Source organism: Streptomyces sirii, from assembly GCF_045690365.1.
GTDB classification, from domain to species: Bacteria; Actinomycetota; Actinomycetes; order Streptomycetales; family Streptomycetaceae; genus Streptomyces; species Streptomyces sirii.
In genome coordinates this window covers 3,037,439-3,056,543 of the sequence record NZ_CP147982.1, presented here as the reverse complement: position 1 = coordinate 3,056,543, position 19,105 = coordinate 3,037,439, and the positions used below count along the sequence as shown (strand labels likewise).

18 protein-coding genes are annotated in these 19,105 nt (G+C 68.8%); 8 read left to right on the top strand and 10 right to left on the bottom strand.

What is annotated here, in order from left to right; all coding sequences use genetic code 11:
* Window positions 1-90: 90 nt before the first annotated feature.
* From WAB15_RS13780 to WAB15_RS13770, 3 genes are read left to right on the top strand one after another with little or no spacing between them, the layout of a single operon-like run.
* The gene (locus WAB15_RS13780; protein ID WP_407286402.1) at window positions 91-1,107 is read left to right on the top strand and encodes an N-6 DNA methylase; all 1,017 of its coding nucleotides are present in this window, start codon (window positions 91-93) and stop codon (window positions 1,105-1,107) included.
* The gene (locus WAB15_RS13775; protein WP_407286401.1) at window positions 1,104-1,661 is read left to right on the top strand and encodes a hypothetical protein; all 558 of its coding nucleotides are present in this window, start codon (window positions 1,104-1,106) and stop codon (window positions 1,659-1,661) included. The genes WAB15_RS13780 and WAB15_RS13775 overlap by 4 nt, the downstream gene beginning before the upstream one ends.
* Window positions 1,658-3,301, top strand: a complete 1,644-nt coding sequence (locus WAB15_RS13770) for a DUF4192 domain-containing protein (RefSeq protein ID WP_407286400.1) — start codon at window positions 1,658-1,660, stop codon at window positions 3,299-3,301. The genes WAB15_RS13775 and WAB15_RS13770 overlap by 4 nt, the downstream gene beginning before the upstream one ends.
* 228 nt (window positions 3,302-3,529) lie before the next feature.
* On the opposite strand, the gene WAB15_RS13765 is transcribed toward WAB15_RS13770, so the two are convergent.
* Window positions 3,530-5,428: a pentapeptide repeat-containing protein gene (locus tag WAB15_RS13765; RefSeq protein WP_407286399.1), complete on the bottom strand. Its 1,899-nt coding sequence runs from the start codon at window positions 5,426-5,428 to the stop codon at window positions 3,530-3,532.
* A 312-nt stretch (window positions 5,429-5,740) separates the two neighbouring features.
* On the opposite strand from WAB15_RS13765, the gene WAB15_RS13760 reads away from it, so the two are divergent.
* The gene (locus WAB15_RS13760; protein WP_407286398.1) at window positions 5,741-6,007 is read left to right on the top strand and encodes a hypothetical protein; all 267 of its coding nucleotides are present in this window, start codon (window positions 5,741-5,743) and stop codon (window positions 6,005-6,007) included.
* A gap of 604 nt (window positions 6,008-6,611) precedes the next feature.
* Here WAB15_RS13760 and WAB15_RS13755 read toward each other — a convergent pair.
* Window positions 6,612-8,069, bottom strand: coding sequence for a PA14 domain-containing protein (locus WAB15_RS13755; protein WP_407286397.1), 1,458 nt, complete (start codon window positions 8,067-8,069; stop codon window positions 6,612-6,614).
* Window positions 8,070-8,339: 270 nt separating this feature from the next.
* Between WAB15_RS13755 and WAB15_RS13750 the strand changes: the two genes are divergently transcribed.
* Window positions 8,340-9,242: a GNAT family N-acetyltransferase gene (locus tag WAB15_RS13750; RefSeq protein ID WP_407286396.1), complete on the top strand. Its 903-nt coding sequence runs from the start codon at window positions 8,340-8,342 to the stop codon at window positions 9,240-9,242.
* Window positions 9,243-9,520: 278 nt separating this feature from the next.
* On the opposite strand, the gene WAB15_RS13745 is transcribed toward WAB15_RS13750, so the two are convergent.
* From WAB15_RS13745 to WAB15_RS13715, 7 genes are all read right to left on the bottom strand, one after another.
* A complete protein-coding gene (locus tag WAB15_RS13745) occupies window positions 9,521-9,868 on the bottom strand; it encodes a hypothetical protein (RefSeq protein ID WP_407286395.1) in 348 nt (115 codons plus the stop codon).
* Between the two features lie 353 nt (window positions 9,869-10,221).
* The gene (locus WAB15_RS13740; protein WP_407286394.1) at window positions 10,222-11,451 is read right to left on the bottom strand and encodes an HTTM domain-containing protein; all 1,230 of its coding nucleotides are present in this window, start codon (window positions 11,449-11,451) and stop codon (window positions 10,222-10,224) included.
* On the bottom strand, window positions 11,448-12,170 hold the full coding sequence (locus WAB15_RS13735) for a DUF5819 family protein (protein ID WP_407286393.1): 723 nt from the start codon (window positions 12,168-12,170) through the stop codon (window positions 11,448-11,450). Before WAB15_RS13735 ends, WAB15_RS13740 begins: the two co-directional genes overlap by 4 nt.
* A gap of 190 nt (window positions 12,171-12,360) precedes the next feature.
* Window positions 12,361-13,131, bottom strand: coding sequence for a BTAD domain-containing putative transcriptional regulator (locus tag WAB15_RS13730; RefSeq protein ID WP_399147881.1), 771 nt, complete (start codon window positions 13,129-13,131; stop codon window positions 12,361-12,363).
* A gap of 262 nt (window positions 13,132-13,393) precedes the next feature.
* On the bottom strand, window positions 13,394-14,080 hold the full coding sequence (locus WAB15_RS13725) for a hypothetical protein (protein ID WP_407286392.1): 687 nt from the start codon (window positions 14,078-14,080) through the stop codon (window positions 13,394-13,396).
* A gap of 248 nt (window positions 14,081-14,328) precedes the next feature.
* Window positions 14,329-14,982, bottom strand: coding sequence for a GNAT family N-acetyltransferase (locus WAB15_RS13720; protein ID WP_407286391.1), 654 nt, complete (start codon window positions 14,980-14,982; stop codon window positions 14,329-14,331).
* A gap of 13 nt (window positions 14,983-14,995) precedes the next feature.
* Window positions 14,996-15,871 (bottom strand): glycosyltransferase family 2 protein, encoded by an 876-nt coding sequence (locus tag WAB15_RS13715; RefSeq protein ID WP_399147884.1) that lies wholly within the window; start codon window positions 15,869-15,871, stop codon window positions 14,996-14,998.
* A 281-nt stretch (window positions 15,872-16,152) separates the two neighbouring features.
* On the opposite strand from WAB15_RS13715, the gene WAB15_RS13710 reads away from it, so the two are divergent.
* The 3 genes from WAB15_RS13710 (at window position 16,153) to WAB15_RS13700 (ending at window position 17,852) form a co-directional block, all read left to right on the top strand.
* On the top strand, window positions 16,153-16,515 hold the full coding sequence (locus tag WAB15_RS13710) for a cupin domain-containing protein (protein WP_399147885.1): 363 nt from the start codon (window positions 16,153-16,155) through the stop codon (window positions 16,513-16,515).
* A gap of 336 nt (window positions 16,516-16,851) precedes the next feature.
* The gene (gene trxA, locus WAB15_RS13705) at window positions 16,852-17,244 is read left to right on the top strand and encodes a thioredoxin (RefSeq protein WP_407286390.1); all 393 of its coding nucleotides are present in this window, start codon (window positions 16,852-16,854) and stop codon (window positions 17,242-17,244) included.
* Window positions 17,245-17,255: 11 nt separating this feature from the next.
* Complete coding sequence (locus WAB15_RS13700) at window positions 17,256-17,852, top strand: histidine phosphatase family protein (RefSeq protein ID WP_407286389.1); 597 nt, start codon at window positions 17,256-17,258, stop codon at window positions 17,850-17,852.
* Window positions 17,853-17,940: 88 nt separating this feature from the next.
* Here the strand turns inward: WAB15_RS13700 and WAB15_RS13695 are convergent, their stop codons facing one another.
* Window positions 17,941-18,972: a rod shape-determining protein gene (locus WAB15_RS13695; RefSeq protein WP_393487123.1), complete on the bottom strand. Its 1,032-nt coding sequence runs from the start codon at window positions 18,970-18,972 to the stop codon at window positions 17,941-17,943.
* Window positions 18,973-19,105: the final 133 nt, after the last annotated feature.

Genomic DNA, 19,105 nt, shown 5'->3' with positions numbered 1-19,105 from the left:
GGCGCCAGCCTCTGACCCACTCCGCCCACAGCACCACCAGCCGCCCCGGCCGCGCACCGGGGCGGCCCCATGCGCGCAGAAAGAAAGCCAGTGTCCGACGACGCCCCGTTCCTGCCACGAACCGCCACACCCATCACCACACGGCCGGCCCCGTCCTGGGCGAAGAAGAAGCCCCTCAAGTCGAAGGCCGCCACACGCACCAAGGTCACCGCGCGGAAATACCTCGCCCCCCGCGACCCGCACGAACACGCCCGCAAGATCGCCGACAACGTCATCGAAGCCTGGTACCAGAACTACGGCGGCAACAGCATCGAAATCCCCCTGGGCACCGTCGCCGCGCTCGCCCTCCTACGCAACCTGCCCGGCTTCGCCGACTGGATACTCAACCTCCAGCCACACGAACTCCCGCAGTTCTTCAAGGAGATCTACCTCGGCCACTGGACCAAACGGCCCGACCTCATCGACCGCGCCATACGCCTCCACGACTGGGCCTGGAACCCCGACCCCGACACCCAGCAGCTCCGCGCCGTCCACGCCGTCACCAACCGCGCCATCAGCACCGGCCTGTTGGACCTCACCGGCCACGACGACCCCTACATCCGCTCCGAAGCCGACGTCCTCAGCCCCCTGCTGACCGGCCTGCGACACAAGAGCGACAAGAAGTGGCGCGGCGAGTACCACACACCAGCGTGCGTCTCCGACCTGATGGCCCGGATGCTCGTGGACAAGAACTTCGCCCAGACGAACATGGCCATCCGCGAACCCGCCGTCGGCTCCGGCGGCATGCTCCGTTCCGTCGCCCAGCGCCTGCGCGAACTCCAGCTCAACCCGCACGACTACACCTGGTACGGCAACGACGTCGACTCCCTCGCCGCAGCCTGCGCCGCCGTCAACGCGATCATCTGGGACCTCGGCCCCAACTGCCACATCGGCTGCGCCGACTCCCTAGCCCCCGAGGACGACTACGCCAAGACCCTCGCCGACGCCCAGGACGCCTTCACACAGCGCGACAAAGCCATGGGCGCCGTCACCACCATCATCGCCACCCGCCAAACCCTCCGCCGGCTCGACCAGATCATCACGCCCAAAGAGAAAGCTTCCGCGTGACCGAAGAGCAACCTCTCGTCCCCCGCGTACAGCCCCCACCCCGACGCGCCAACCGCTCCCGAAAGCCTCCGCGCAGGCGCGGAGCTCACATCCCCTCGCGGGACGACGAACGCCGCCTCGAACACCCCCTGAACGAGATCGCTCCCCACCTCGAACCGCCCTGGTTCAAGGAGGACTCCGACACTCCCGAGCGCACCACGCTCTACACCCATCCCGAGGGCCACCGCATCGGACTGCGACTCCAACCCGGCGGCATGAGCATCCAGACCTGGATCACCGCAGGCCCCGACCTGCCGCCGATCCCCGCCGGCACCGCGGAGGAGAAGGCGGACGCCCAGGCAGCCAACGACGCCCGGCTCCAGCCCGGCCGCACCTGGCACGCCGTCCTGATCACCCACACCAGCAAGGCCCTGGCCGCCGACCTCGGCGCGCTCGTCCACGAACGGCTCCTCCCAGCCCTGACGAACAAGCCACGCGGCTTCCCTGCCCCGGCCCCGCCCGCTGGCATCGGGCAGCCCGACACCGCACCACAGAAGGAAGGAACCCAGAAGTGAACACACCCGACAACACCGTGCAGGTCACCAGCCTGCCCGACCTCGCCCAGATCCTGCCGTACCTCCTCGGCCACTACCCAGACGACAGCATCGCGCTCCACGCCCCCGGCCCGAACTTCCACGACGGCCCGACCATGACGTGCCCCCTTCCCGAGGACACCGCTGAGTGGCAGGCCACGGCCGAGAACGCTGCCCGCCAGTTCGTGGCCTACGCCCACAACCAGGGGCACGACCCCACCCTGGGCGTCATCATCTACCTGAGCCGCGAACCGCGCCCCGGCCAGAGCCCCGAGGACACCGCCGCCCTTCTTGCCCCCATCGGCACATGGCTCACGGACGAGTTCAAGCACCGCGCCACCGTCCTCCGGACCATCAGCCTCGTCGCGAACCGCTGGTGGGCCTACGAGTGCACCATCGACGGGTGCTGCGAGGGCGAACCGCTCCCGTCGCCCGACGACTCCACCAGCATCGTCGCCCAGATGACCCGCCTCGGCCGGACCCCCGGCCCCCGCACCCGCGACATCATCAAAGAGTTCCAAGCCACAGCCGACCCCGACTTCCTCAACGACCTCCACACCGCCGCCGACCACTTCAACTCACAGTGTGCAACCAACGCCGGACGCGACGCGACACTCATGACGACGTTGAACCAGATCGACACCGCCATGAGCCAGTTCCGTAACGGGGCGCATGCCCTCAGCCGCGCCTTGACCACGCAGCTCATCGTCGGCCTGCAGGACGACGACGCTGTGGAGGCCGGCATGGCCCACACACAGGACGACGACCTTCCCCACGCCCGACGCCTCTGGGCCTACCTCGCCCGACACTGCGCCGAACCGTTCACGCACGAGGCCGCTCCCATCCTGACGCTGTTCGCGTTCGCCGCCTGGCGGCAAGGCGACCTCATCGCCGTCCGGCTCGCCCTACGCGACGCCATCACCAACGACCCCGACTACGAGCTGGCCACCGGCATACACCTGGGCACCATCGACGGCGAAGACCCCCGAGAATGGCTCGCCTCCGCCCGCGAGGGCCACGCCCGCTGCATGGCGCACCTCCAGCACGCCGTCGAGGTCACCAGCGAGTACCGCCCCACCACCGACACCACCGCGGTGCGCTACCGCGAAGCCCTCGACACAGCAGCCACCCACTACTACGACCAGGCCCAGACCGAAGAAGGACGGCTCCTCGCCCGCCACGGCACCATCGACATAGCCAACGGAGCCCTGGCCGACTTCCGTAACGGCCGCCCCCAGCTCAAAGACGACACCGCCGCCCGCATCATCCTCGGCCTGCAAGACCTGCACGCCAGGGACGCCGCGCTGTCCACCGGCGAGGAGAGCGACCTTCCCTACGAGCGGCAGCTGTGGGGCTACCTCGCCCGACGCTGCGTGCCGCCGCACACCGCAAAAGCGCCGCCGCTCCTCACCCTCCTCGGCTGGGTCGCCTGGCGACAGGGCGACACCCACACCGCCAGTCACGCCTTCGTCGAAGCCCTCGACAGCTACCCCGGTTACACGATGGCCAAGCTGCTGCTCGACGGCATCCGCAACGAAATCGACCCGGCCCGGTTCCTGGCGGAATGCCGCGACGCGGTAGCGGAGTTCGCCGCAAACCGACCGTACCTCGACACCATCTGACCCACACGTGGCCCCGGCAACCGCCGGGGCCACCCCGCTCACGAGACCATCCATGACCACACCCACTGAAGCCCGTTATCGGGCCGCACCGAAGACTTCAGTGGCCAGGGCCGTGGCCTGGGCCCTGAAATCCTCCCCGCGGTGGCTCACGACGGTTCGGACGCACCGCTTGCTTCAGCATCCGATGACAGCGGCGTTCTGCCGGCCCCTGGCCGTGGTGCATGTGGGTCAGCGTTTGACGCGGCTACGGATAGACAGGACTGCCAGGCCCAGAAGGACGGGCTCGGTCACGCGCGACGTCATCTCGATGTACGTGCCGGTGGTGGTCAGGTCCTGTCCACTGGAGCGGAACACCACCGAGTTAAGGGTGACGTTCACGGCCTTCTCGAACCTCTTGCCGGTGAACCTGTTCCCGGTGGGGTTACGCGGTTCCTCCTTATCGATCACGAAGCTGACCCTGCCCCCGCCAGGCGGCACGGTGCCGGTCGCCTCCTGCCTCGGGGAGTCCTCGGGGAGCCCGAAGCCCATCAGCAGCACGATGGTGACGAGCATGGCAGCAGCGAGCCAACCCAAGGCTCGGGAGGCACGCAGGCCATAGCCGGACAGCATCCAGTAGCCGTGCAGCAGGCCACGTTCGGCGCGGGTAGTGCTTGTGCGGTCGTGGCGGCGCATCTCCATCTCGCCGTAGTAGAAATCCGCCGCCCCCGGCTCGTTCTTGCTGTCCTCGAACGCCTTGCGCAACGCCCGGTACACCGGCGCCAGCTGCGCCGGCCCCACGTGACCGGCGCCGAACACCGCCACGTTCCAGCCCCGCACTGCAGTCGGCTGGCTCGCGCGCCAGTGGTGTTCTTCGGCGAGGGTACGGCGCTGGGTGAACCGTGTCAGACGCCAGCGCCGCCAGTGCGTGCCGGGCGGGACCTCGTCGAAGGAGCAGATGCCCTCCAGCCGCAGCTGGTCCAGATGTACGGTCCCGGCGAAGAGGCACCTCGACAGATCGACGTCGGCGAGAACCAGATGAGCCGCGTCTACCCCACGCAGCGAAGCCATCCGCACCGTGGCATCGGGTGTACCGGCAAGAGCCTGTTCTGTCACAGGCCGTCCATCGGGGAGCGCGAAGGGGTGAGCCTCCGCAGCGATGGTCAGGGGGTATTCGAAGACCGCGTGGGCGAAGTCCACCGTGGCATAGCGCAGCCGCAACGCGGCCGTTGACAACCAGCGGGTCCGCCGACACCCCAGGCGGCGTGCGGCGAACGAGAGGGTCGCCGGGCCGCTGAACACCGCCCCAGACAGCTTCACCTCCCCTGCACACACCAATGGCCCAACACTGACTGACCGCTCGAAAACCGCCGACTCGAACTGGACGTCAGCCTTGAAAACGGCCGACTCGAACTGGGCGTCGCTTTGAAAGGTGGCCGACCCGAACACGGCGTGGCTCTCGACGGTGGCCGACTCGAACCGGGCGGCGCTTTCGAAGGTGGCTAACCTGAACTGGGCGGCGCTCTTGAAGGTGGCCGACTCGAACCAGGCAGTGCTCTTGAAGGTGGTCGCCCCGAACCAGGCAGTGCCCTTGAAGGTGGCCGAGTCGAACCAGGCGTGGTCGTGGAAGGTGGCCGCGCCGAACCGGCCCGTGCCCTTGAAGGTGGCCCAGATGAACCAGGCTTGCTCCTGGAAGGTGGCGAGCTCGAACCGGGCGTCGCTCTCAAAGGTCGCCGACCTGAACAGGGCATTCCCCTCAAAGGTGGCTGACCTGAACTGGGCGGTGCTCTCGAAGGTGGCCAACTCGAACCGGGCATCGCTCTCGAAGGTCGCCGACTCGAACTGGGCGCCGCCGAGGCGGGGGCGTCTGGTGGCGGGGTCGCGGAGGGCGCCGAGGAGGGCATCAAGAAGAGGTTGGGTAAAAGTGGTGCCGCGGTGGTCGATGTCTGTGCCTGGGGTCAGGCCGGCCAGGTAGGCGGCACGGTCAGCGTCGGCTAGGTGGGCCAGGCATGCGGTGTGGCCGGGGACGTGGATGCCGCGGCAGCCGACCGGGTCATCCCGGGTGCTGCCGTGGCCACAGTGCGGCCACTCAGGTGAAGTTGAGGGCGGTTCGGGGCTCGGGTGTGGCATACCCGAAGGACGATCGGGCACGGCCGGATAGTTGCCGTCCTCGCCTCCGAGACTCGCAGCACTGAAATCTTCGCTGCGGCACTGAAGGACCTAGCGAAATGAATCGTGCGCCACTGAAATCATCCGTGCGGTCCGACACCCGTCCCCGCTGACAAGCCCTGTAGGTCACTCTGATGAAGATATTTCCTCGGACGAGTGACGTTCCGACACTTTGATATGAGCGCAGTGGTTAGGGGCGGTGGCAGTGCGTTACGAGCGTCCGAGGGCGGGCACTCCGGAGGCACGAGAGCCGTGCCGCTCCGTTGAGCGCACATGCTGGAAGGGGTACAGACCGTGAAGATCGCCAAGGCTGCTGCGAGTGCTGTTGGTGTCGTGCTGATGCTGGGGGCCGCGTCCCCGGCACTCGCGGCCCCTGCGCCGCGCGGTGACGACCAGTTGGTGGACAGCAGCACTGTCAGCAAGAACGAAGTGAAGAACCCGCTCAAGGACATCAACGCCGAGGTGTTGATCGCAGGGGTGAGCAAGGTGGCCGACAAGCTGGCGACGAAGAACGACCTCGCCTCCAAGACCAACGTCCTTGGCGGTGCGGCCACCCGCTGATCGTCAGCGGGTGAGATCTCGGCGCTCCTGCCACAGGGGCGCTGATCCACTGGGGGATTCTTTTCTCCGGTAAGGCACTCCGCTGCCTGTCTGTTCAAATCCGTCGATGCCCCACGCTGCGGCCTGCATCGATGCCCTCGGGGAGTTCCCATGAGCCCTGGGGGATGGCGCGCATGGACCCGTAGTGGACACTCAGTGGACGGAAGGATCAGGAAGGGCCGGGAAGACTTCGGTGGGGGGCGATAGCGTTTATCCCTCTGACCTGCGAAAACGGGAAGCGAGAGGCCAGATCGGGAAGATCGCGGACGATCCTCAAAGGACTCATAATCCGTCGGCCGTGGGTTCGAGTCCCACCCGCCCCACCACAGCTTCCAGGGCGAAGATCCTTTCTACCTGGTGAAACGTGAGAACGGGGGTCACCGCTGCAGTGCGGCGGCCCCTGTTCATCCGTTCAGGCCAAGATCCAGGGGCCCACGCGCCAGCCGCTCTCTGAACGCGGCACTTCGCCCCGCCGGTCGAGCCGACGGGGCGACGCAAGAGGACCCGAATCAAGCGGCAGCGATGCGACCGCCTCCGGGCGCCCGGCGCGTGCTTCCCGTGACCGTCAGCCGACCGGCACGGTCACGGTACGGATCTCGCTGGACGGCGAGTGGTTCCCGGCCGCGTCATAGGTGCGGGCGCGGTACTCGTAGCTGCGCCCGTCGGCGGGCAGCGGGTCGCAGACGGTGGCCGTGGCGGTGTCGAGGCGCGGGTCGTAGCCCTTGTGCAGGGCGACCGACCAGGTGCCCGTCCCCGCCTCGCGGCGCTCGATCTCCAAGCCGGTGAAGTCGCGGATCGGGGCCGGCGTGTGGTCGGTGGCGGTCGCCTGGACGCCGGTCGCGCAGGAGCCCAGGGTCAGCTCGGGGGCGTAGGCGGGGGCGATGCCGTCGGGGATCTCGAGCCAGAGCTCATTGGTGGCGGTGGCGTCGAGCCCGTTCGGGTTGTAGGTGGTGGTGCCGCCGTCGTTGGTGACGAGGACGCGGTAGTGGCCCCACTCGCCGTCGGCGACGACCGGCTCGGTGGTCCAGGTGTTGCCCTTGGTGGTGCCGAGCGGGACCCAGACCCAGTAGCCGTCCACCTTGTCGTTGCTCAGGACCGTGTAGTGGTCGAAGTGCGACTCGGTGTTGAGGGGCCACTTCAGCGTGACCTTGCCGCTCGCCTTGTCGTACGTGCCCGTCAGCTCGGTCACCACGGGCAGCGGGCGCACGATGGTGTCCGTGCTGCCCGACGAGGTGTTGCCCGCCTTGTCCTTGGCGCGGACCTCGTAGTAGTAGGGCGTGCGGTCGTCGGGGTTCACGAGGGGGTCGGTGTGGCTGCGGGCGGTGGTCGTGGTGACCTGCGTCCAGGTGCTGGAGCCCACGGGCCGCCGGTAGAGGGCGTAACTCGCGAGGTCCATCTCCTTGTTGGCGGACCAGGAGACGGTCGTCCTGCGGGTCGTGGTGTTGTAGGCGGTCTTCACGCCGGTGGGGGCGAGTGGCTTCGTCTTGTCGTACGTGGCCGAAGTCCGGGGCGTGTACGTGTACTTGACCTTCGCGGCGCCGCTCCAGTTGACGTAGTCGACGCGGAGGGTGTGCTTGCCGGACGGGACGGTGAGGTTGACGCTCTGGGAGCGGGCGGTGTCACCGGTGCCCTTCCACAGGTCGATCTTGCGGGCCCCGTCCAGGTAGACGCGGACGCCGTCGGTGGCGGAGGCGGTGAACGTGAAGGGGCCGCCGGAGCCGAAGTCGCGGGTCACCGACCAGCGGACACCGAAGTCGTCCGACGGCATGCCGGAGACCGGGCCGCCGGACCAGCTCTGGTCGATGGCGCTGTCGCAGTCGGTCTTCACCGGGGAGCCGGAGAACGAGGTGTTCTTGTAGAACGTCCGCTGGTAGACGTTGGCCGAGCAGGTGACGTCGGCGGCTGACGCCTGCGGGGCTGCGGCCAGCAGGCTGCCGAGGACGACGGCGGACATGACGCCACCGGTCCGGGCGACGACGAGTCTCTTCTGGTGCACGGGGGCCTTTCGCGCTGTGCGGGTCATGACATACAGCGCGGAGACTCGTGAGGTGGGAAGAAGGTTGCACGGCGCGCGGACGGCGTGACGGTGCCCGGAGGCGATCGCGCCGCGTCGTACGCGGATAAATGCCTGGAGACTGCGAGCGATCGCGCCTAGGGTGGGCGCACGCCCGTGACCACAGAGAAGGAGGCGAGAGCGATGTCCACCACAACAACCGTGCGCTCCCGCCCCGTCCACCGGGCGTCCCACGTCTGATCCGGGAGCGCGTCACTCTCCCGAAGGATCGCTTCACCCATGACTGAACTGGTCATTCGTCCGCTCACCGCGGGCGAGACTCCCCTCTTCGCCTCCCTGCCCGACCCGGGCATCGTCGGCCGCGCCGTCCTCGGCGACACCTACGGCATGGTTGCCGACGGCGGCCAGTACCGGCCCGAATGGACCTGGGTCGCGCTGCGCGACGGTGTCGTCGTCGCCCGCGCGGCCTGGTGGGCCAAGCCCGGGGACGAAAGGCCCATCGCCCTCGACTGGTTCGACTTCACCGACGCCGAGGCCGCCGTCCAATTGCTGCGCTCCGCACCTCTTCAGGCCGAGTACAGCCTGCTGCTGCCGCCCGGCTGGCGCGAGCAGCCGGACGTGCGGGCCGAGGCCGAGGCCCGGATGGCCGCAGCGGAGGCGGCCGGCCTCCGGAAGCTGGTCGAGCGCTACCGCTACACCTGGACCTCCCACTGCCCGCTCCCCGAGCGCACCGGGCGCCTGGAGTACCGGCCGGAGCCGGACGACGACGTCATCCGGGGCGTACTGCGCCGCATCCAGGAAGGCTCCTTGGACGCCCACGACCTGCACGACATCGAGGAGTACGGCAGGGCCGGGGCCGTCGAGGAACTCCTCGGCATCCTCACCTGGATGCCTTCCCCACGGGACTGGTGGCGCCTGGCCTACACCCCGGCCGGCGAGGTGGCGGGCATCCACGTCCCCGCCCGCAACCCGTCGGGCCCCTGCATCGGCTACATCGGCGTCCTCCCCGAGCAGCGCGGCCACGGCTACGCCTACGACCTGCTGGTCGAGTGCACACAAGACCTGGTGGCGCGGGGCGCGACGCGCATCGCGGCCGCCACCGACCAGGAGAACTTCCCGATGGCAGCGCATTTCGCGACGGCGGGTTACCCGGTCAGCGAGGAGCGCATCGACTTCGTCTGACCGTCCGCGGCGCATGGCCGCACGGAGTCGTCACGCGAGGGTCACGCTGGTTCAACGCCGCGGTCATGGCCGCCCTCCCACGCTGGACGCATCCATGGCTTCAAGAGAAGAGGAGGCGCAGTGATGACAAGCATCCGAAGGCGTCTTCCGCACGTGGTCGGAGCGTCCTTCCTGGCGGCGGCGCTCGCCGGAACAATGGGAGCGATAGGAGCCACGGGCGCTGAAACAGCGTCTGCGAAAGCTCCTACCCAATCGACACAAGCGGCGCCAGGAGCACCTCAGGTCCTTTGCATCAGCAAGTTCACCGGCAAGGTCATCAATGTCGCTCCGGGCTCGGTCAGGGCGCTGTGCCGCGGCGGCAGCTGGGGCGGCGGGGGCGGCGGGGGCGGTGGTGGCGGCGGCAGCACCACCGTGACCGGCGGCAGCACCACAACGACCGGCGCCAGCACCACCACCGGCGCAAGCACGACGACCGGCGCCCAGACAACAACCGGTGCCCAGACCACCACCAGCTCCCAGACGGTCACCGGCTCCCAGACCACCACCGCCGGCACTGTTACCGGCGCCCAGACCACCACCGCCGGCACGACGACCGGCTCCCAGTCCACCACTGTCTCCCAGACCACCACAGGGAGCGGAATCGGAGGCACCACCGCCACCACCACGACTACCACCGGCAAGTGAGCGAATGGCGTCAGCACAGGCAGCCAGGCCAACAACGACCGAGGCAGGCCACGCACCCGGCGGAGTTCTCGACTCCTGCTGAGGGGCGGACGTAATCCTCCTGCCCGGGAGCACCGTTCACTGTCCGCGGGACGGCGGATCCGGACTCCCGCAGACCCTCCGGCGGTTCATAGCCCTGGCCTATTCCGCTGGAGGACCGCGCGCCGAGCATCGTGACGCGCCGAGCATCGTGACCGTCCGTCCGCACGGCCGGTCCATCGCTCGCCACGGCTGCTCCGTCGGCTCGCACAGCGCGTCAGATGGTCACGCGCCGGTTCTCGTCACGGCTGCCCGGGCCCTTGCTCCGGCGTAGTCGTGCCGTGCTGCGGTCCCACGCGGCCGCCACCCTCGCCCCGCCCCACCGCAGGGCGTTCGTCGGCAGGAAGACCATGTCGGAGGCGATCATCGCCAGCGAGAAGAACGGCAGGCCGCAGACCACCGCGATGGTGGCGTGTTCGGTGATCAGGATCGCGAGCAGCACGTTCTTCGCTCGGCGGTTGAGGAGGGCGAAGGGGAAGGCGACCTGCGCGATCACGGTGCCGTAGGTGATCGCCGTGACCATGATGGAGCGGCTGTCGAGCATCTCGGACAGAGCGGTCCACGGGCTGAAGTAGTGCAGATTCAGCGGGAAGTGCAGGGCGCTTCCGTCCTGCCAGCGGGCGCCCTGGATTTTGTACCAGCCGGCCGTGGCGTAGAGCAGGCACACCTGGGCGGCGATCACCAGCATCGCCGCGTTGTGGACGAGGTTGGCGACGACGTCCAACAGCGCCCGCGCGTCCGGGGAACGACGCCGCCCTGCCCAGAACCACAGGGCCTGGCTCAACCACAGTCCCCAGAGGATCAGTACCCAGCCCCAGGGGAGTTCGGCGAATCCCGTCACCTGTGCCAGGGTGAGGCCCGCGCCGGCGAGGATCCACAGCACCACGCTCACCCGGTCGCAGCCGTCCGGCGGCGTCGCCGTGCGCTCCCGCCGTCGGGCGTCCAGCGACCACACCTGCCCGCACCGCGTGAGCACCAAATAGCTCGCCATCAGATGGATGAGGGTGTCGCCGCCGTCGCCCAGGAGGATGCTGCGGTTCATCAGGGACAACACCCCGACCATGAACAGAATCGACATCGTGCGGGTGTGCCACCCCAGGAGCAGCAGCAGAGTCGCGGCGATCGACCCGTGGTAGACCAGTTCGAACCACAGTCTGTGGTTCGACCACAGCAGGATCGTGAACGCGTGGTTCGAGGCGGTGAGGCGCTGGGCCAGGTCGAATCCCCATGGGTTGGTGGTGCCGTACAGGTCCAGCCGGTACGGCCATTCGCGGAGGAGGTAGAGCGCGAAGGTCAGGGAGAGGCCGATGCGGACGACCGCGGCCTGGTACGGCGCGAGTGCCGCACTTGTGATCCTGTTCAGTCCCCTGGCGATCGCCGCGTCGAGCTTGGTGCCCAGGCCCTTGAAGGGGGAGGACGTCCGGGCGATGTCCTTCTCGACGCTCACGGGAACTCCTTCTTGGAGACCGGCCACCATGGCAGCACCTGGTAGGTCTTCTCGGTGCTCCCGCGGTCGCTGCTCCACTTGGGCGGGATGATCGGGGTGATCAACGCGTAGATCTGCACCTTGACCACCTGGCCGCCGTCGATCCGCGGCCCGAGCCGGTGAGCCGCGATCCGGCGCACGAATGCCTCGGAGAGTTCGCCGCGCAGACCGGCGGCCCGCCCCTTGGCATCGTGCGTCCTGTTGTAGAAGTCCCAGGCCTGACGCAGCAGGTTCTGGTGCGCGTGACTGGGCACGGGATTGTGCCTGATCTCGCGGATGTCCTGGGCGGTCAGGGACAGCCAGCCCGTCGTACGCCGGGAGCCGTCGGGGAATGCGACCTCGGCGCGCGCGTGCACGGCGATGTTGGACTGGAGCGGGTTCGGGGCGAACAGCTGCCAGTTCTGATCGAACTCCGGATAGACGTAGCCCTTGATCAGCCCGTTGTACTCCCTGCTGATGGCGTTCAACGGGGCGACGAACAGGAACACCAGAAGCAGGTGGAGCGTGACCCCGATCGTCAGCACCCCGATGGTCGCGGCGATCACCAACCGCGACGGCAGCGACCAGGACCCGCTCGGCGGGGGCGGCAGCCCGCGGACGGCGGCGGACCGTCGGGGCGTCTCGCCCTTGTCGGCGCCGTCCGTGCCGGTCTCGTCCGAGGCCCCGCGTGGCTCCACCATGCTCCCCCGATCACGGGTCCAGAACATTCAGCGAGTTCGCCGACGGATCACCTGGTCGTTCAAGCCACCGCCGCCATCTCAGAATAGAAAGACTCATTCCTACGCAAATGTGCTACTGGGCCGAATGGCTGAGGGGGCAGTCCGGTGCGAGGGGGCTGCGTAGCTCGAAGCCCGGCGCCGCCGGGCGCCGTCACCGACCGGGGCGCGGCCGCTGCAGTCCGTCCACGAGGTGACGCAGCCGCGGGGTGGGGCGGAGGCCGAGCTCGTCGCGGAGACGGTGCTCGTAGCGTTCGAAGTCGTCCAGCGCCTCGGACAGATTGCCTTCCGCCAGATGGGCGCGGATCAGCGACGCCTGGCTGCTCTCCCGCAGCGGATTGGCCTGTACGGCCGCGTGGGCGGCCGCCACCGCCCCGGCGAACTGCTTCGTGTCGATGAATGCTCCCGCCAGTGACTCAAGTGCGTGGAGTCGAAGCTGCCGCCATCGTTCCGCCTCCCGCACTGCCCAGTCGTCGTACCAGCCGGGCAGGAGGTCGGCGGAGAGCTGGTCGACGGTCGCCGCACTGAGAGGGAGCTCTTCGGCCGGGATGCCGGGGTCGAGTATCCGCTGGGCCAGCGACCGCGCGTAGTGCAGGTCGACGCTGACCTCCCGCGCGAGGCGCACGTCGGTGGGGCTGACCTCCAGGGCTCTCCTGCCGATGCTGCGCAGGCGCGACAGCGCCGACCGCAGGTTCGCGTGCGCGCTCTGCTCGCATGCCTCGGGCCAAAGGCTTCCGGCGACCAGGGACCGAGGCGCAGCGGTACGGCCATTGAGCGCGATGAACGCCAGGAGTCGCTTCGAACCGACGGGGACCACTACCGGGAAGTCGCCGAGCACGAGGTCGAAACCGCCGAGAAGGGCGATCCGCACGGCCGGCCAGTTATGCATGTGCGGCTGGGAGAACATGAGCTCATATGGGCTCATGGCTGTTGATCGCGGAGGGGCCCGTCTGCCCGGCGTACACCCCACCTGCCGCGCCGACGTTGCCTGAGGTTCGCCATCACCTGTGCACCTCCCACCAATTTCATGTTGCTCCGCCCGCGGTGGGTTGTCGAATTGTTTGACTTTGGTGAGATATTTCGCCTCCGGAGATGCGTCATCGAGGCGAACGGGGGCTTACCCTGTGCGCCACCACCATCCCGGGGCCCGCTCCGCTTCCCCCTCCACTGGCATGGGTGCGGGACGCTCAACCGCTCTCAAGGCGGCTCAGCATGAGCGAGAGGGCGTTGACTGCGTCGTCGCGGTTCGCTTCCTGTGTCTCGGACCCGTTGCGGGTCACGGACGCCTGCAGTACGAACTGCCCTTTGCTTGCCGTGAGCAACGTGTAGTAATCGTCTGTCTTCTGGCCATCTGAATCGACGGTGGCGTGTCCCTCTGCGGCCACCAAGTCATCAAAGCCCTTCAGGTCGGGGACCTTTACCTCGTGGATATTCTCGTACTGTGCGTTACTTCCGGCGATGCCCTGTTTCGGGCATCGCCGCAAAGGCTCGCGCTGCCGGGCAACGAAGCTCTCGGCGGAATCCGCTCTCTTGTAGGTGATGAGTGAGGAGTCGGAAAGCACCGTGTCGTCTGATTCTTTGACGTTACGCTGTAGGCCATCGAGCGCATCGGTCAGTGATTCCGACGTGATTTTGCAGTCCTGGTCGACAAACGTCCAATACTGACCCGTATTCTCATATGGAGAATTGCGAACGAACGTACTCCCCCAATCCTTGGGTGTCAGCGCCACGCGCTTCGCGAGATTGCGAGCCGCTGCGGACGAGCTGACGCTCGGCACCTTGGAGGGGTTGTCCGAAGGCTCGCCCCCGTCGTCGCCGCTGATGAACGCGAAGAAGCCGAGTGCCGTCACGATCACCACGACGGCGACGCCCACGCCGACGAGTGCGGGTGCGACGCGCCGCCGGGGCCGCTGAGGGGGTGGCGGTGGAGTGGGCGTCGGCTCCCCGTGCAGGGGGCCGCTGGGCGGGCCGGTCGGCGGTGGGGAGCTCACAATGCCTCCTGTACCACCCGTGGCCGGGATGTCGCACCGCCGTGCCGACGTTCACCTGACTGACAGGCGAATCCGCCGCCCAGGGAATGTGCGAGGGGCCGCGCGTGACGGGCTCGGCATGAGGAACACGTTCACCAGAGCCTGTCGATGTCACCCGGGTAGAGCGCGAGGCGGGTGTGGTGGAACGCGGTGCGGTCCCGGCGGGCGGCGGGGGAGAAGAAGTCCGCCATGGTGACCTTGTCGAAGCCGGGTTGGTCGCTGGGGAAGGGGGCCTGCGGCGTTCCGCCGACGAGGACCGTCCCGGGGAGGGCGTGCCAGCCCGCGCTCTCGTAGAAGTGCTGCAAGGGGCGGTCGCAGGTGAAGATCCCCAGGTCCAGGTCCAGGTCCAGGCCCAGGTCCAGGTCCAGGCCCAGGTCCGAGCCGGTCATGGCTTTGTGGGCGGCGGCTACCAGGTGGCGGCCGTGTCCCTGGCCGCGGGCGGCTCGGCGGGTTACCACGGCGCTCAGTCCGCCGGCCCGGTAGTGGTGGCCGGCGTGCACGATCGGCTTGGAGAGGATGTCCAGGGCTGCCAGCACCGTGCCGTTGTCCACCAGCAGCATCGCGACCGGATGGAGTGCGGGGTCGTGGTGGGGCTGGTCGTCGTCGGCCGTTGCGGTGGTCGAGGCGTCGGTCCGGGGCTCGGCCGGATCGTCTGCCGGGGGCCACGCCTCGTCATGGAGTGCGTGTATCTGTCGGCGGAGTTCGGGAGGCGTCGCGGCCTCGGGGAAGGTGAGGAGCTGCACCACGTGGTCCCGGTCCTCAGATGATCGGCGGGCGGCCGAGCCGCGTCATCCGCCACACGGTGCGCCAGCGGATCGGCCGGCGTCGTCCGCAGGGCGTCCGTACCCCTTCGGTGAAGCCGGCGGCCCAGGCGCGCATGCCTGCCACCGAGCGGCTGCGTACGGCCGTCAGCGCCGCCCATACCCCCAGGTAGAGCGGCACCAGGACCGCGGGCAGATGACGCTTCGCCAGCCATACGCGGTTTCGGGCGACCATGCGGTGGTAGACCGCGTGCCGGGTGGGCGAGGTGTACGGGTGCTGGAGCACCATCTCCGGCGCGTAGCGGATGTGCCAGCCGTCGTCCAGGGCCCGCCAGGCCAGGTCGGTCTCCTCGTGCGCGTAGAAGAAGTCGTCGGGCCAGCCGCCGATGCGGTCCAGCATCGGCACGGACAGCGAGTGCCCGCCGCCGAGGAACGTCGTCACCAGGCCGCCGCGCTGCGGGTCGCCGGCCCGCAGGCGCGGGACGTGGCGGCGCTGCGTGCGGCCGAGCTCGTCGGCGATGCGGAAGCTCACGATGCCCAACTCGGGGTCCTCCGCGTGGAGTTCGGCGAGTCGGCTGAAGACGTCCGGGCTGATCAGCAGGCCGTCGTCGTCCAGATCGACCACCACGTCCAGATCTCCGAGCTTGCGCAGCTCGTCCAGGGCGACGTTTCTGCCTCCGGAGACGCCCAGGTTCTCGCTCAACTCCACACCCGTCGCGCCGTGCGGCAGCGGCGGCAGCGGCGAGCCGTTCCCGACGACGACGATGTGGGCGGGCTGGAGGTCCTGCTTGGCGACCGAATCCAGCAGCGCGATCAGCTCGGCGGGACGGTTTCCCATGGTCAAGATGGCGACGCCTACGCGCAGATGACGCACAGAAGGATGCTCCGTTCTTGGCGGGCTTGCCCGGTTGTTTCGGATGCTAGTCGTCGGGGTAAGCGGCTGCGCGCTACCGCACCCGATGGGCGACATCCCCGTCGGTACCGGTGAGTACGCGCGCACGCATGTACGTACGGACGTACTCGCGCACGTACTCACGCACATGCGTCCTTCGTCCCGGCCCGGGGTACCGGTGGTCGCCTCTCCCGGAGTGGGCGCACCATGGAGGGAGCGGGGGGTGCGACGGAACGACCGGTGGGGGGCGGGAGGTAGCCCTCATGATGGAGATCAAGACGATCGACAAGCCGGACGAGCGGCGTGACTTTCCCAGGGGTCACCTCGAAGCCGTGCATCTGACCGGGCTGGACTTCGCCGTGGCCACCTTTGAACCGGGCTGGCGCTGGACGGAGTCGGTCGGCCCGATCGCCGGGACCGACAGCTGCGAGGTCCACCACAACGGCGTGATGGTCCAGGGGCGTATGCGCATCAGGATGGACGACGGCGCGGAGTCCGAAGTGGGGCCCGGCGATGTCTTCGTCTGCCCGCCCGGCCACGACGCCTGGGTCGTCGGCGACGAACAGGTCATCGTGTACGACTTCGCGGGTGGGATGGCGACGGAGTACGCCAAGGCCAAGGGGTAGCCGGGAACGGCAGGGGTCGGCCTGGAGTGAGGAGCCGGCTGCCGCGTCACCGAGAGTGACTGGACCGGTGCGGCGGGCTGAGACAGAGCCACGAGGAGGATCGCGGGGCCACGGCCCGCACAAGGTCCCGGGAGCTGGTCCCGGGGCCTTGTGGTGTGCGGATGCCCGTACCGGCGGGTCGTGTGTTTTCCCACGTCGATCGGGATGTCTAGGAACGCGTTCGGTGGGCAGGGGAGTCGGACGGTCCGGCATGCGGAATACGACATGGGTTGATCCTGTTGCCGCTGCCGGGGACCGAGTGGACATCGTCGACAGACCGGAAGCAGGAACGTACGCATGAGCACGGTTGAGCTCACCAAGGAAAACTTCGACGAAATCGTCTCCGGCAACGATTTCGTCCTGATCGACTTCTGGGCCGAGTGGTGCGGTCCCTGCAAGCAGTTCGGCCCGATCTTCGAGCAGTCCTCGGAGAAGCACGACGACCTGGTCTTCGCCAAGGTCGACACGGAGGCCCAGCCGGAGCTGGCGCAGGCCTTCCAGATCCAGTCCATCCCGACGGTCATGATCGTGCGGCAGAACATCGCGGTGTTCGCGCAGCCGGGCGCGCTGCCGGCGGAGGCCCTGGAGGACGTCATCGGCCAGGCCCGTGCGCTGGACATGGACGAGGTCCGGGCGTCGGTCGCCGAGGCCCAGGAGAGCGCGGAGGCGCAGGGCGGGTCGGGCCAGTAGGCTCGGGGCCCGTGAGCGAGCTACTTCTGGTCCGGCACGGCGAGACCGAGTGGAGCCGGAACGGCCGGCACACCGGCTGCACCGATCTGCCGCTGACCGCCCATGGCGAGGAGCAGGCCCGTGCGCTGCGGCCGCTGCTGTCGGGCCGGAAGATCGCGCAGGTGTACGCCAGCCCGATGGTGCGGGCGCTGCGCACCGCCGAGCTGGCGGGCCTCGCCCCTCCGCAGATCGATCCGGACCTGCGGGAATGGGACTACGGCGGCTATGAGGGCATCACCACCGCCGAGATCCACCGCGAGCGGCCCGGCTGGTATCTGTTCTCCGACGGCGTCGCCCCCGGCCCCGACGAGCACCCGGGGGAGTCCCCCGAGCAGGTCGGCGCGCGGGCCGACCGGGTACTGGCCAGGATCGCGCCGCAGCTCCAGGCCGATCACGGGGATGTGGCGCTGGTGGCGCATGCGCACTTCCTGCGGGTACTGGCCGCGCGCAGGCTCGGACTGCCGGCCGCGGCGGGCGGGCTGTTCACCTTCGAGACCGGGACCGTCGGCGTTCTGGGAACGGAGCACGACCGCCCTGCCGTGGTGGCCTGGAACGCCCGGAGTCTGTGAACGGCGGGAGCCTTTTCATGTACGGGAGTCTGTTCGTGTAGCGGCAGGGCCGGGGGAGGAGCCGCCGTAGTGGGCGGCTGAACCGCCTCTACGGTGCCATCGGGTCGAGGTGCAGTGGCTGGACCTTGCCCTCGATCATGGCGCCGAGTCCCATGACGGCGCAGGTGTCCGGTCGGTCCGCGGTGTGTACCGGCATGCTGGTGGCCTGATGGATCATCGGCTCCAGGCCGGGGATCAGGGCGCTGCCGCCGGCGAGCATGATGCCGCGCTCGCCGAGGTCGGCCACCAGATCCGGCGGGCAGCGCCGCAAGACGGCGCCGATGCCGTCGAGGATCGCGGTCAGCGGGGTGATGATGGCGTCCCGTACCCGCTCGGTGTCGACATGCACGGAGCGTGCCATTCCGCTGACCACGTCGCGGCCGTGCACCTCGGTGGAGCCGGGGGTGAGGTCGTCACCACCGGACAGGATCAGATGCAACGGGCGCACGGCCTGGCTCGCCAGCATCAGTTCATGGTGCTGGCGCAGATGCTGGATGACGGCGTGGTCGATGGCGTTGCCGCCCACCGGCACGCTCTCCGCGGCCACGATGGAGCCGAGGGACAGCACCGCGACCTGTGTGGTGCCCGCACCGCACATCACGATCATGGTCGCCTCCGGCTGCTCCACCGGGAGCCCGGAGCCGACGGCGGCGGCGACCAGGGTGTCGACCAGTTCGACCCGGCGCGCACCGAGTCCGGTCAGCGTCTCCACGGCCGCCCGCTGGGCCAGCGGCTCGCTGCCGTACGGGAGGCAGACCGCGGCCCGCATCGTGGGGCGCCGCCGCCAGGTCTTGCGCAGCCCGTTGCCGACCAGGGTGCGCAGCAGTCGCTGGGCCATGTCGATATCGACGACGGTGCCGCCGGCGATCGGGCGGACCACGCGGATGTGGTCGGGGGTGCGGCCGTCCATCAACTCGGCTTGCTCGCCGACGGCCAGCAACGCCCCGGTGCGGGTGTTGATGGCGGCGACGCTCGGTTCATCGACGACCAGCCCCTGGTTCTTGACATACACCCTGGTCCGGGCCGCGCCGAGGTCGACGGCGGCCGAGCAGCGCCGCAATTGGGCGAGGCTGATGGTCATGGGTGGTTCCTCCCCGGTGGGCCGGTATGGACGGAGCGCTCACACGGCCCGTTCGCGCGGACCGCTCGTGCGCCATCCTCTGGTGGCCCATGGGGGGCCGCCTGCTGGGAGGGTCCGGTAGGGGGACGGGGAG

What these genes read in the sequence shown, in the direction of transcription:
- WAB15_RS13755 (WP_407286397.1), bottom strand. Translation starts at nt 8,069, where the DNA reads ATGACCCGCACAGCGCGAAAGGCCCCCGTGCACCAGAAGAGACTCGTC.
- WAB15_RS13750 (WP_407286396.1), top strand. Translation starts at nt 8,340, where the DNA reads ATGACTGAACTGGTCATTCGTCCGCTCACCGCGGGCGAGACTCCCCTC.
- WAB15_RS13735 (WP_407286393.1), bottom strand. Translation starts at nt 12,170, where the DNA reads ATGGTGGAGCCACGCGGGGCCTCGGACGAGACCGGCACGGACGGCGCC.
- WAB15_RS13730 (WP_399147881.1), bottom strand. Translation starts at nt 13,131, where the DNA reads ATGAGCCCATATGAGCTCATGTTCTCCCAGCCGCACATGCATAACTGG.
- WAB15_RS13710 (WP_399147885.1), top strand. Translation starts at nt 16,153, where the DNA reads ATGATGGAGATCAAGACGATCGACAAGCCGGACGAGCGGCGTGACTTT.
- trxA (WP_407286390.1), top strand. Translation starts at nt 16,852, where the DNA reads ATGAGCACGGTTGAGCTCACCAAGGAAAACTTCGACGAAATCGTCTCC.
- WAB15_RS13695 (WP_393487123.1), bottom strand. Translation starts at nt 18,972, where the DNA reads ATGACCATCAGCCTCGCCCAATTGCGGCGCTGCTCGGCCGCCGTCGAC.